General features: G+C 66.4%; 11 protein-coding genes. 5 read left to right on the plus strand and 6 right to left on the minus strand.

Going from position 1 to position 11,700, the window contains the following annotated elements; genetic code table 11:
* Positions 1 to 8 precede the first annotated feature (8 nt).
* On the minus strand, positions 9 to 917 hold the full coding sequence (locus G6N50_RS17780; protein WP_083096718.1) for an oxygenase MpaB family protein: 909 nt from the start codon (positions 915 to 917) through the stop codon (positions 9 to 11).
* A gap of 83 nt (positions 918 to 1,000) precedes the next feature.
* Here G6N50_RS17780 and G6N50_RS17785 point away from each other — a divergent pair, with 83 nt between their 5' ends.
* Positions 1,001 to 1,663 carry a TetR/AcrR family transcriptional regulator gene (locus G6N50_RS17785; RefSeq protein WP_083096717.1) on the plus strand — a complete coding sequence of 221 codons (663 nt, stop codon included), beginning with the start codon at positions 1,001 to 1,003 and terminating at the stop codon, positions 1,661 to 1,663.
* 15 nt (positions 1,664 to 1,678) lie between these two features.
* On the opposite strand, the gene G6N50_RS17790 is transcribed toward G6N50_RS17785, so the two are convergent.
* From G6N50_RS17790 to G6N50_RS17805, 4 genes are all read right to left on the minus strand, one after another.
* Positions 1,679 to 3,028, minus strand: a complete 1,350-nt coding sequence (locus G6N50_RS17790; RefSeq protein WP_083096716.1) for a WS/DGAT/MGAT family O-acyltransferase — start codon at positions 3,026 to 3,028, stop codon at positions 1,679 to 1,681.
* Between the two features lies 1 nt (position 3,029).
* The gene (locus tag G6N50_RS17795) at positions 3,030 to 4,505 is read right to left on the minus strand and encodes a condensation domain-containing protein (RefSeq protein WP_083096715.1); all 1,476 of its coding nucleotides are present in this window, start codon (positions 4,503 to 4,505) and stop codon (positions 3,030 to 3,032) included.
* A gap of 451 nt (positions 4,506 to 4,956) precedes the next feature.
* Positions 4,957 to 5,505, minus strand: coding sequence for a hypothetical protein (locus tag G6N50_RS17800; RefSeq protein WP_083096713.1), 549 nt, complete (start codon positions 5,503 to 5,505; stop codon positions 4,957 to 4,959).
* A 30-nt stretch (positions 5,506 to 5,535) separates the two neighbouring features.
* Positions 5,536 to 6,117: a VOC family protein gene (locus G6N50_RS17805; protein ID WP_083096712.1), complete on the minus strand. Its 582-nt coding sequence runs from the start codon at positions 6,115 to 6,117 to the stop codon at positions 5,536 to 5,538.
* Positions 6,118 to 6,304: 187 nt separating this feature from the next.
* Between G6N50_RS17805 and G6N50_RS17810 the strand changes: the two genes are divergently transcribed.
* The 3 genes from G6N50_RS17810 (at position 6,305) to G6N50_RS17820 (ending at position 10,337) form a co-directional block, all read left to right on the plus strand.
* Positions 6,305 to 6,850: a TetR/AcrR family transcriptional regulator gene (locus G6N50_RS17810; RefSeq protein WP_142275629.1), complete on the plus strand. Its 546-nt coding sequence runs from the start codon at positions 6,305 to 6,307 to the stop codon at positions 6,848 to 6,850.
* 14 nt (positions 6,851 to 6,864) lie between these two features.
* Positions 6,865 to 7,995, plus strand: a complete 1,131-nt coding sequence (locus tag G6N50_RS17815) for an alpha/beta hydrolase (protein ID WP_083096708.1) — start codon at positions 6,865 to 6,867, stop codon at positions 7,993 to 7,995.
* Between the two features lie 140 nt (positions 7,996 to 8,135).
* A complete protein-coding gene (locus G6N50_RS17820; RefSeq protein WP_083096706.1) occupies positions 8,136 to 10,337 on the plus strand; it encodes an acyl-CoA dehydrogenase in 2,202 nt (733 codons plus the stop codon).
* Positions 10,338 to 10,469: 132 nt separating this feature from the next.
* Here the strand turns inward: G6N50_RS17820 and G6N50_RS17825 are convergent, their stop codons facing one another.
* On the minus strand, positions 10,470 to 10,763 hold the full coding sequence (locus G6N50_RS17825; RefSeq protein WP_142275624.1) for a hypothetical protein: 294 nt from the start codon (positions 10,761 to 10,763) through the stop codon (positions 10,470 to 10,472).
* Positions 10,764 to 11,330: 567 nt separating this feature from the next.
* On the opposite strand from G6N50_RS17825, the gene G6N50_RS17830 reads away from it, so the two are divergent.
* Positions 11,331 to 11,696: an ATPase gene (locus tag G6N50_RS17830; protein ID WP_083096781.1), complete on the plus strand. Its 366-nt coding sequence runs from the start codon at positions 11,331 to 11,333 to the stop codon at positions 11,694 to 11,696.
* Positions 11,697 to 11,700 lie beyond the last annotated feature (4 nt).

Below are 11,700 nucleotides of genomic sequence, written 5' to 3' on the forward strand. Positions count from 1 at the left end.
CCGGAGCGCTACACCAGCGGACGGCCCTTCTTGATCCTGCGGTCCAGGTCATGCAGCAAGACATTGAAGGGGAACTGTCGGATGAACCGCGGTAGACACCGGTTCACCGTGGCCAGTACGGCGATCAGCCTGTCGAAGCGGCGTTGCTTGGTTGCGTCCCAGGGCAACCGCATCTCGTCGCGGAACCGCTGCGGCAGGAACCCCGTGGTAATCAGCAGCGCGACGCTATCGGACAGGCGCTGCAGCCGCCGCGGCAGTACCACACCCCGAATGCGGTTGGCGGCAATGGGAAACAGGTACTCGCGCACCGCGTCGTCGATATGCACCTTGGCCAGCGATTCTTCCCAATACCGGTCGAACGCCGCGCGGTCCGCGGGCCACATCGTTGGCGGCACCTGCAGGGTCGTGGCCAGCGTCATGCCCTCGCGATAGTGCCGATCGGCGTCCTCACCGTCGAGCTCACCGATGAACATGCGGTAGATGTCGACCCCACCCTTGTACAGGCAGGCGCCCACCCACAGCTGCAGCTCGGGATCGAAGGCGTTGTAGGACACCGGGCTTTCCGGGGTCGAGTAGACCTGTGCGTGGGCACGGTTCACCGCGCGGCGGAAGGCGTCCTTCTGGGCATCACTGCCGTTGGTCGCGACGGCCAGGTAGGTGAAGGTGGTGCGGGCGCGCTTGATCGGGTGCAGGTCGACCCGGCCACTTTCGACGCGGCTCTCCATCACGCCGTATCCGACGCCGGGCTGGGCCAGCTGCATGATCACGTTCGCCGGGCCGGCCAGCAGTGCGACACCCATCAAACCCTCGTCGATGCCCAGCGCCCGGCGCCGCCGGCGCCGCTGCGGGCGGGGCGGGTCGGTGACCCTGCGCTCGACGTGCCCCACCGGCTGGTGCACCGGCTCGTGAATTGCCATCGTCAGGTCCCTCCCGCAGCGCTGTCCGCTAATGTGCGAACGGTTGTTTCCTGATATTGTCGCGGCCGGGCGTTAGTGTCAAGATGGTTTCCATGAGCGATTCGTCCAGCGCACGGCCGTACCGGGGGGTCGAGGCCGCGGAGCGCCTGGCCACCCGCCGTAACCGGCTGCTGGCCGCGGGCCTGGACCTGCTCGGCGCGGAGCGGCAAAACATCTCGGCGGTCACCGTCCGCGGCGTGTGCCGCGGCGCCAACCTGGCCGCCCGGTACTTCTACGAGAGTTTCGCCGACAAGGACGAGTTCGTCGCGGCCGTGTTCGACTGGATCATTGCCGAGCTGGCCACCACCACACAGGCGGCGGTGGCCGCGGTGCCCGCCGCCGAGCAGACCCGGGCGGGCATGGCCAACATCGTGCGGACCATCACCGACGACCCCCGGGTGGGACGCCTGGTGTTCAGCACGCAGCTGGCCGATCCGGTGATCATGCGCAAACGTGCCGAGTCCAGCGCGCTGTTCGCCATGCTGTCCGGCCAGCACGTCGGCCACGCGCTGCAGGTCCCGGCGAACGAACGCATCAAGGCCGCCGCGCATTTCGTCGTCGGCGGGGTCGGACAAACCATCAGCGCCTGGCTCGCCGGCGACGTCCACCTCGAACCGGATCAGCTCGTCGACCAGCTGGCGGCGCTGCTCGACGAACTCGCCGAGCCAAACCTGTACCGCCTCACCGAAACCCGCGCGGAAGCCTAGCGTCCCACCGCGAGATCACACCGGGCTGAACGTGCGCCAGCCCGCCGTGGCGGTCAGCGAGAAGTCACTCATCACGCCGGAGATGGCGTGCCGTAACTCGTCATTCGAGTTCGGGCGACCCAGCTGATAGCCAAGGATCGAGACGAAGACCTGGCCGTGGACTCGTCCCGACACCAACGCCAGCGCCCCGTTGGTGCGCTGCATCGTCGCGCTGGTCACCCCCGGGTATACCGACCTGATCGCGAAATAGTCGGCGTCACTGCCGTCCGGCTTATTCACGGCCGGGTCCATGGCACCGAGGTTGGACGACACGACCGTGGTGGCGCCTCCGGTGACCATGCTGATCAACCGCTTGAAGAGCCGCTTGGGGATCAGCGGAACCAGCGGCAGCAACGCCCATCGCTCGTCGGGCACATCCTGGTGGCGAATCAGGGCGTTCTTGGTCACGGCGCGGATCTCACGCAGGTCGGTGCCGATCGCCGAGGGGCTGAGCGTGACGTCGACGTTCGTGACCGCGTTCGCGCGGGTATCGCCCGGAGCGCGCTCGTTGACGGGCATCCCCACGTTCACCGAGCCGTCGGCCGCGACCCGTCCCACCCGCTGGGCCAGGCGGGCCGCCAGCCCTGCGAGCAGCGCGTTGCTGGTGCCGCCCAGGGTGTGGGCGCGGGTATCCCACTCTTCGGCGCTGACGAACAATGTCATCATCGGCATGGTGACGGGGTCGCCTGCTGCGGTGCGCGGCACCGGCGACTTCTCGGCGGACGCGGATTGCACGGCGTCGCGGCCGTGGCGGAGCATTCGGACCGCCGCGCTGATGGCGCGGCCGATATCGCCTGTGTCGCGTGCGGTTTGGCGCGCGTCCTCGCGCACCGCCCGCCACCACGGCCGTGTGTTCGCGACGGGCCAGCGGATCGCGTCGTCACGACCGGAAGCCGCATCCGCCAACGCCTCGCATAGCCCCACGCCGTCGGTGAGGCAATGCGTGGTGACCAGGCTGACCGCCGCGCCGCCGTCGGTGCACGGGAGCACCGCCAGGTGCCAGCCGGGTCCGTGCTCCGCGTCCGGGCGTGCGGTGGCCTGTTCATCCAGCCAGGCATCGATCTCGTCACGCGGCCGCGGCGTCCCGACGACCTCGAGTGCGCACCGGTCGTTCGGTGATACCCAGCGGTGGCGGCCGAACGGCAACGGCGACCGCTCGATCCGGCGGGACAACCGACCCTTCCCCAGATGGTGGTGGAATCTGCGCAGCCCGCCGATATCGATGGCGTGGTCGTACACCCAAACGCATTGCAGCAGGCTGGTGGCTCCCGTCGCCCGTTCGCCGAGAAAGAGGGTCTGGTCAGCCAGGTCCAGCACGTTGCTCATGTCATGCCGCTTCGTTGTCGTCTGCGTCCGGCGCGATCGGGTAGGTCTCTTCCGAATTCACCTGGGGTGCAACGACAATCGGCTCATCCGAGGTGGGCTTTGCGGCGCGCAGGAACGCCTTGGTCAGCGTCGCGATGTAGCGCAGCACCGACTCGCGGGCTATCGCGTTGTCGGGGAAGGACATCGTTACCGTGGTGTTCTCGGCTTGCCGGTTGATCCACATGTTGATCCCGCCGTGGGACAGACTGTCGCCGTAGGTGCCGAACTTCGTCTCCGCCCACAACCCGTTGAGCGGAATCTTGCGAAAGTCGAGGAAGGACAGCATCATCGGCAGCTGCGTGGGCAGCTTGATCTCCAGATCATCGGGTGTTGCCAACTCCAGGACCCGCTCGACGGGCACGTCGGCGAGGCGCTGGGCGTCGTCGAACGACTTCTGCGCCGCCCTGGCCACCTGGGCGAACGTCTCGCCGGCGATCGGCGCGGTGACCGGAATCAGACTGGCGAACCAACCCACGGTCATCGAGTCGATACCCGCGGCCCGGGTGTCCTTCGCGGTGAACCCGTGATACGTGTCCTTGCCGGTCAATTCGTGCTCGGCAAAGCCGGCGCACGCCAGCACTCCGCCGATGAACCGGGCGCCGGCGGCGACGCAGGCGGCGTCGAAGGCCTCGGTCTCGGCGCAGTTCATCAATTCGACGGTCAGCAGATCGCCCTTGGTGCTGGCCCAAATGTCACCGAGCGGCAGCGGGAAACGGGGCCAGTCGCCGTCCGTGTCACGCGCGAATGCGATCCAGTCTTTGATCTCGGGCGACGACAGATCCAGGTTCGCAACCTTTTCGCGCTGTCGCACAACGTAGTCGCGGTAGCTGCGTACCTCAGGCAGTTCGGCCGGCCGGTGCCCGCTTTGCGCCAGTTCCTGATACATCAGGTGGATGTCCAGGAAGATGAGGGCGGCGGACAGGCCGTCTATGTGCAGGTGGTCGACACTGGCGTAGAACGTGAAATAGTCAGGGTGCTGGACGATTCCGTAGGTGAAGCAGCCCCATTCCAAGGTTTCCGGAGTCGTGGTCAAGACGTGGGTGCGCACCTGATCCTGGGTCATCTCCCCAAGCGCCACGGGAACGAAGTCGATGGCCGCGGGGTCCTCGATTTCGCGGCGCACGAAGATTCCGTTGTCGAATTCGAACCAATAGTGGTACGTGTCCTGGCGGCGCACATGGGCGGTGATCGTCGCGGTCATCGCCTCGATATCGCAGGTGCCGGGAATGTCCCACGCCACGATCATCAGGCGCGGCAGCTGCCGGTTCAGGTTCTTGCCGTGGTAAGCGGACCAGAGATGTTGATTCTGTTGATAACTCGGGGCTAGATCGCTTCGCCGCGCGGCGCGTGCCGCTTCGAGTGCCGTGGGTGCGGCCATCCACATGGTAACCGGGCCGTGTGGTGGTTGCCATTCGTTGATGTTGCCGAGTGCGACCATTTCGTCGAGTCCTTGTGCTGTGAGATACCGACATCTATTGCGATTTGGGGGGTGGTGAAAGTGGGTTCAGCGCTTGGCTTCTGGTGCGTCTCGTGTTGGTCTCGCGTCTGAATTTTGCGATTCACTTTTCGGTATGTCGGGCCGAACTACCGCGTCGCTTACACCCCCTATGTCGCTGCTATGGACGCTAGCTGACGGAGGTGACGATTTCGCGGTTTTACGAAGACTCGCATTCTCCCGCGCGATCGTCTCCGCGGCGGTAACCTGTTTCGCTTAACGGTCACATTCCCGGCCCGGTGAGTGGCGCATGCGTACCAAAAAGTATCCAATCACGGAGGGTATGTTGCTCATTCGCCAGTCCGCGTCGAGGACTCGGGATAGGATTGTTTGGCCCGTTCGCAGAGCCGGCATCGCCTGGAACGCGGGCGACTCGAGCCAAACCTGCACCGCCTCAGGGGAACAGCGGCAGATCCCAGAGCCGCATGCCGGGATTCAGCAGCCACAACCGCATCATGGTGAGCCGTATGATGCGCGCCGCGCTGGTGATCATGAAAATCGCCAGCGGCACCTCAATCAGCAGCGCGGTGATCACCGACAACCAGATGTCCTTAGGCCCGGCGGTCATCAGGTCGAACCACGCGTCGCAGATCAGCAGCACCCCGGTGGTGAAGGCGGCGAGCACCAACAGCTGACGGCGCAGGTGCCCGAGCACCGCCGTCGTCAGCATGAATGCGACCAGCAGCACGTCGAAACCGACCCAGGTGACCGGCCAGTTGTGGGCGACGTAGTTCTCCGGCAGCGTCACCGACAGATACCCCAGCCAGGGCACCATCGCCATGGAGCCACCGACCATCAAGCTCAACCGGATGCGCCGCACCCGCGCCAGGAACTCCGGGTCGATCACGTCACCCAGCGGCTGCTCCAGCCGGGTGATCAGTTCCCGCCGTTGCTGGGGCGTCAGCGCCGCTATCTGCGCGTCGGTCAAAATGCCGTCGGTCATGAAAACATCCTCCGGCTCGGCCCGGGTGAATCAGTGGGCGGCGCCCACCGGGGGCCGGCGGTCGGCCGCGGTCTTGGGCACAGCCTGGGCATCGTTGCTGTCGAATTCCCGCACCCAGCAGGCGAATTCGAGGGTGATGCCATCGGGGTCCTGGAAATAGAAGGAGCGCACGTAGACGCCGGGATGCACGGTCGCGGACACCTGCATGGCGCTTTCGTCGTGATTGAGCACCGGCCCGACCCGCACCCCTTTGTCTTTGAGGAGCTGACGGTAGCTGTCGAACTTCTCGGGCGGCACGTGGAATGCCAGATGGTTCATGGTGCTGACGGCGCTGGTGATGTCGCCGATGCCCGGGATGGCGCCCGGCGACGAGATCCCCGGCACCCGGTCGGGGGCGTCGGCGAACCAGAAGAAGGCGACGCAGTCGCCATTGCCGGCGTCGAAGAAAAAGTGCTGGCCGGCGCCACCGGGTAGGTCGAGCGATTTGATCAGTGGCATGCCGAGGACATTGCTGTAGAAGTCGACGGTTTTCGCCATGTCCGAACACACCAGGGCGACATGGTTGATCCCGCCGAGTTCGAATTCCGTGTTGGTGTAATGCGGCTTGATCATCTGGTGGCTCCCCTCGGTTCCCGGCTTGCCGGTCCTGGCCAAGATCCGAATCTGAATCTAACATCAGTTTCAGTTTTGGCCCAGGGAGGTGCGTCAGGTGTCGACCGCGGCGTCCCCTGCTGCCCGGGATGACCGGCGCGCCGAGCTCCCCACCCTGCGCGGCAGGCGAACGCAGGCCGCCATTGATATGGCCGCCCGGACCGTCATCGCGCGCAAAGGCGTCCTGGCCACGACCATCGCCGACATCGCCGCCGAAGCGGGTCGGTCGGCGGCGTCCTTTTACAACTACTACGACTCCAAAGAGGCGATGGTGCGCCAGTGGGCGCTGCACTTCCGCGACGAGGCCAACGAACGCGCACTGGCGGTGACCGAACATGGTTTGTCCGACCGTGAGCGCGCCCACGCCGCCGCCACCGCGCACTGGCACACCTACCGCCACCGGCTCGCCGAGGTGATCAGCGTGTCGCAGCTGGCCATGATCAACGACGACTTCGCGCAGTATTGGGCCGAGATTTGCGAGATCCCAATCTCTTTCATCGCCGAGTCGGTCCGGCGCGCCCAGGCCGAGGGCCGTTGTCGCGACGACGATCCGCGGCTGATCGCCGAGGCGATCGTGGCGATGTTCAACCAGTTCTGTTACATCCAGCTCGGTGGGGCGCGTTCGGAGAAGCCCGACGACCAGGCCTGCATCCAAACCCTGGCCAACATCTACTACCGAGCCATCTATGCGTGAGGAGGACCGCTGAGTTGACTCGTCGTACCGGTGCTGGAGTCGTCCGCGAATTCGTCGGGCTGCCGTCGCCCACCGCGGGGCGCGCGGGTGCGGGCGGGCATCCGTGTCAGGGGCTGTATCACCGGGGGGTGGGACGCAAGCCCAAAGTGGCGATGATCGCCACGCACTACCAGATCGACTTCTCCGAGCACTATCTCGCCGACTACATGGCCACCCGCGGCATCGGGTTTCTCGGCTGGAACACCAGGTTTCGCGGCTTCGAAAGCAGTTTCCTGCTCGATCACGCGTTGGTCGACATCGGCGTCGGGGTGCGCTGGCTGCGCGAGGTCCAGGGAGTGGATACCGTTGTGCTGTTGGGCAATTCGGGCGGCGGCTCATTGATGGCCGCCTACCAGTCCCAGGCCGTCGAGCCGAACGTCACTCCGTTGGACGGGATGCGGCCAGCGGCCGGGCTGACCGAATTGCCTTCCGCCGATGGCTACGTGGCCACCGCCGCCCATCCCGGGCGCCCAGAGGTACTCACCGCGTGGATGGACGCCGCCGTCGTCGACGAGAACGACCCCGTGGCCACCGACGCCGACCTCGACCTGTTCGACGAGCGCAACGGCCCGCCCTACTCGCCGGAGTTTCTGGCCCGATACCGCAGCGCGCAGACCGCGCGCAACCACGCCATCACCGATTGGGCCGAGACCGAGCTCAAACGCGTTCGCGCGGCAGGGTTTTCCGATCGCCCGTTCAGTGTGATGCGGACCTGGGCGGATCCCCGCATGGTCGACGCCAGCATCGAGCCCACCACGCGACGGCCCAACCTGTGCTACGCGGGCGTGCCGGCGAAGGCGAACCGCTCGGCGCACGGGATCGCGGCGGCGTGCACACTGCGCAACTGGCTGGGCATGTGGAGCCTGCGGGTGGCGCAGACCCGCGCCGAACCACACCTGGCCCGGATCACCTGCCCCGCCCTGGTGATCAACGCCGAGGCCGATACCGGCGTGTTTCCCTCTGACGCCCAACGTATTTTCGGCGCACTCGCCGGCACCGACAAAACGCAGGCCTCGGTGGACACCGACCACTACTTCACCACTCCCGGGGCGCGCAGTGAGCAGGCGGACGTCATCACCGCATGGATCAGCAAGCGGTGGCGCTGAGAGTTCTCGCCCAATTCGTTCCCGGCGGCCGGCGCCCGCGTGACCGGCGGCCGACAGCCCATGTCGTCAACCAACCGACTGGTTGTTAGCTTGGAGGGAACCCGGCCGAAACGGCGTCCTGCAGCAACGGAAGGCGACCAATGCCGATCGCGATAAATCCCGAGCATCAAGAACTGGCCGATTCCGTGCGATCGCTGGTGGCGCGCATCGCGCCGTCCGAGACGCTGCACGCGGCGATGGAAACTCCGGTCGAGAATCCCCCGCCGTACTGGCACGCCGCCGCCGAGCAGGGACTGCACGGCGTTCATCTGGCCGAATCCGTCGGCGGGCAGGGCTTCGGCATGCTCGAGTTGGCCATCGTGCTGGCCGAGTTCGGATACGGGGCGGTGCCGGGCCCGTTCGTGCCGTCGGCGATCGCCAGTGCCCTGATCTCGGCGCACGACCCGGACGCGAAGGTGCTCGCCGCCCTGGCGTCCGGTGCCGAAATCGCCTCCTATGGCTTGAATTGCTGCGCGCTGACCGCCACCCGGCAGGGCAATTCACTGGTGATCCGCGGCGAAGTCCGGGCGGTCCCCGCTGCCGCGCAGGCCACGCTGCTGGTGCTGCCCGTCGCGATCGACAGCGGCGAGGCGTGGGCGGTGCTGCGCGCCGACCAGCTCGAGATCGAGCCGGTGAAATGCCTGGACCCGCTGCGCCCCATCGCCGATGTGCGAGCCAATGCCGTCGAGGTCGGCGAGGACGTCGTACTGACGAACCTGAGCATGGCGACGGCGCACGCGCTGATGACCACGCTGCTGTCCGCCGAAGCCATCGGGGTGGCGCGCTGGGCGACCGACACCGCCGCGCAGTACGCCAAGATCCGGGAGCAGTTCGGCCGGCCGATCGGCCAGTTCCAGGCGATCAAGCACAAGTGTGCCGAGATGATCGCCGACACCGAGCGAGCCACCGCGGCCGTGTGGGATGCCGCCCGCGCGATCGACGAAGCGCGCGAAAACAATTGGGACACAGCGGGTTCGCATGTCGAATTCGCGGCCGCCGTGGCGGCGACGCTGGCGCCGGCAGCCGCCCAGCGCTGCGCGCAGGACTGCATTCAGGTGCACGGCGGGATCGGCTTCACCTGGGAGCACGACGCCGGCGTGTACTACCGCCGGGCACTGCTGCTCGCAGCCTCGTTCGGTCGCAGTTCGGACTACCCGCAGAAGGTCGTCGACACCGCCACCACCACCGGCTTGCGCCCGGTGGACATCGACCTCGACCCCGACACCGAAAAATTGCGGGCCGAGATCCGGGCCGAGGTCGCCGCGCTCAAGGAGATCGAGCGGGAGCAACGCAAGGTCGCCATCGCCGAGGGTGGCTGGGTACTGCCCTATCTCCCGAAGCCATGGGGCCGGGCCGCCAGCCCGGTCGAGCAGATCATCATCGCCCAGGAGTTCACCTCCGGGCGGGTCAGGCGGCCGCAGACGGGGATCGCCACCTGGATCGTCCCGTCGATCGTGGCGTTCGGAACCGAGGAGCAAAAGCAGCGGTTCCTGCCGCCGACGTTCCGCGGCGAGATGATCTGGTGCCAGCTGTTTTCCGAACCGGGCGCCGGATCGGATCTGGCCAGCCTGACCACCAAGGCCGTCCGGACCGACGGCGGCTGGCGCATCACCGGCCAGAAGATCTGGACCACCGCCGCACAGTTGTCGCAGTGGGGCGCACTGTTGGCCAGGACGGACCCCAGCGCCCCGAAACACGCCGGCATCACCTACTTCCTGTTGGATATGCGCAGCGAGGGCGTCGACGTCAAGCCGCTGCGCGAGCTCACCGGAAACGCCATGTTCAACACCGTCTACATCGATGACGTGTTCGTCCCGGACGAGTGCGTGCTCGGGGAGGTCAACCGGGGCTGGGAGGTCAGCCGCAACACCCTCACCGCGGAGCGGGTGTCGATCGGCAGCAGCGAGGCGAACTTCCTGGCCACGCTGTCGCAGTTCGTCGAGTTCGTTCGCGACGGCCACTTCGATCAGATCGCCCAGCACCGGGCGGGCCAGTTGATCGCCGAGGGTCACGCGGCCAAGGTGCTCAACCTGCGCTCGACGCTGTTGACGCTGGCCGGTGGGGACGCCATGCCCTCGGCGGCGATCTCCAAGCTGCTGTCGATGCGCACCGGACAGGGTTACGCGGAATTCGCGGTCTCAACGTTCGGCACCGATGCCGCGATCGGCGACGCCGACCAACTACCCGGCAAATGGGGCGAATACCTGTTGGCCAGCCGTGCCACCACCATTTACGGCGGTACCTCCGAAGTGCAGCTGAACATCATCGCCGAGCGGCTGCTCGGCCTGCCCCGCGACCCGTAGGACGGCGCGAAAAGACCCGGAAAGGGCCATGCCGACCTGACTGAGTCAGGCCGGCATGGTTCCCCCCATGCGCGGTGGACCATCCCGAGGGTTGGCGTGTCGGCGATGGCCCCTACCGCGCGGAGATGGTGATCACCACCACCAGTTCCACCAGTGCTGGGGGCCCCAGTAGCCACCGCCACGGCCCAAGTTGCCGTGCCCCCAATTGCCATTTCCCCGACCATCATGGCCGCCCCATCCGCGACCGCCGGGGCGATCGGGGATGAAGCCCGGTCCGCTGTGCGGCCCAGCACTGGCGAAGCTCGTGGTGGCTGCGGGCGCAGGAGCGGCCTGAGCCATGGGGGCGCCGCCGATCAGCAGCGCGCCGGCCACGGCTCCGGCACCCATCACACCTGCGGCCGCGCCGCACAATGATCGCGAGATCATCGAAATCAGTCCTTCCAACCACTTGCCACCACTGGCAAAAACGTTAATCGGACATTTCTGAGCAAACAAGCACAATTCGGATCTTTCCCTTGTGAATTGGATAACAATGGGGTCTCGGGTCATCGATAACAGACACCATTGTCGGTGCGTATTTGTGCAATTCATTTCTTCGCAAATACTGACTGGCGCGCATGCAGCTTCTCGTTATTGCAGCTCACTTGGCATCTACTGACATACTGCTTTGCGGAAGTCGTAGATACTGATGTCAGCGTTTGCGCATTCGCGCATTGACTGATTCCCGGCAATTCGGGCAAGGTCGACCGGCGTCATTATCGCGCCCAATTGCAGCGGACTCCGCGAAACCAGCTACCTTTATCTATTTGCGACACGATCTGCGGCGCGAGGCGCCGATGCGCCGCGCAGCTGCCTGCCCGCCCGTGCGGCGGCCAACCGGTGGCCGACGGCCCGGCTACGCGACTTACGCTGGCGGCGGTGACAGAATCAGTATTGACACACCGGCACCGAGCGCTGATTTACTGATTGGCACTCACGGAGGAAGACACCGAAGTGAACTTCAACAGCAGCCACAGCGGACCCAGCGTCGGAGCCTTTCGCGCCCCCAACTCGGCCGCCGGGCCCTCCGGGGACGCCGCGCCGACCGAGCGCCTCACCAGCCTCGGGCAGCCGGGCGGTCAGCGGATCGCCAGCCAACCCGCGGCCGGCCAGCCGGGACGCACGCAGCGGACACGTCGAACGGTCGACCTGCCGGCGCCCACTCACCGGGCCCTCGACATTTGGCAGCGGGAAGCGGCCGACCGACTGGGAGTGGCCCGGGTGACCGGGCAGGAGGTCCTCACCGCGCTCATCGACCAGCTGCTGGTCGACCCCAAGCTCACCGCTCAGATCACCCGCGCCATCAAAGATCGCCGCTGACCAA

Source organism: Mycobacterium mantenii (assembly GCF_010731775.1).
GTDB lineage: Bacteria > Actinomycetota > Actinomycetes > Mycobacteriales > Mycobacteriaceae > Mycobacterium > Mycobacterium mantenii.

Coding starts and splice junctions, on each gene's coding strand:
- G6N50_RS17780 (WP_083096718.1), bottom strand. CDS start 917: ATGGCAATTCACGAGCCGGTGCACCAGCCGGTGGGGCACGTCGAGCGC.
- G6N50_RS17785 (WP_083096717.1), top strand. CDS start 1,001: ATGGTTTCCATGAGCGATTCGTCCAGCGCACGGCCGTACCGGGGGGTC.
- G6N50_RS17820 (WP_083096706.1), top strand. CDS start 8,136: ATGCCGATCGCGATAAATCCCGAGCATCAAGAACTGGCCGATTCCGTG.
- G6N50_RS17800 (WP_083096713.1), bottom strand. CDS start 5,505: ATGACCGACGGCATTTTGACCGACGCGCAGATAGCGGCGCTGACGCCC.
- G6N50_RS17790 (WP_083096716.1), bottom strand. CDS start 3,028: ATGAGCAACGTGCTGGACCTGGCTGACCAGACCCTCTTTCTCGGCGAA.
- G6N50_RS17805 (WP_083096712.1), bottom strand. CDS start 6,117: ATGATCAAGCCGCATTACACCAACACGGAATTCGAACTCGGCGGGATC.
- G6N50_RS17795 (WP_083096715.1), bottom strand. CDS start 4,505: ATGGTCGCACTCGGCAACATCAACGAATGGCAACCACCACACGGCCCG.
- G6N50_RS17825 (WP_142275624.1), bottom strand. CDS start 10,763: ATGATCTCGCGATCATTGTGCGGCGCGGCCGCAGGTGTGATGGGTGCC.
- G6N50_RS17810 (WP_142275629.1), top strand. CDS start 6,305: ATGGCCGCCCGGACCGTCATCGCGCGCAAAGGCGTCCTGGCCACGACC.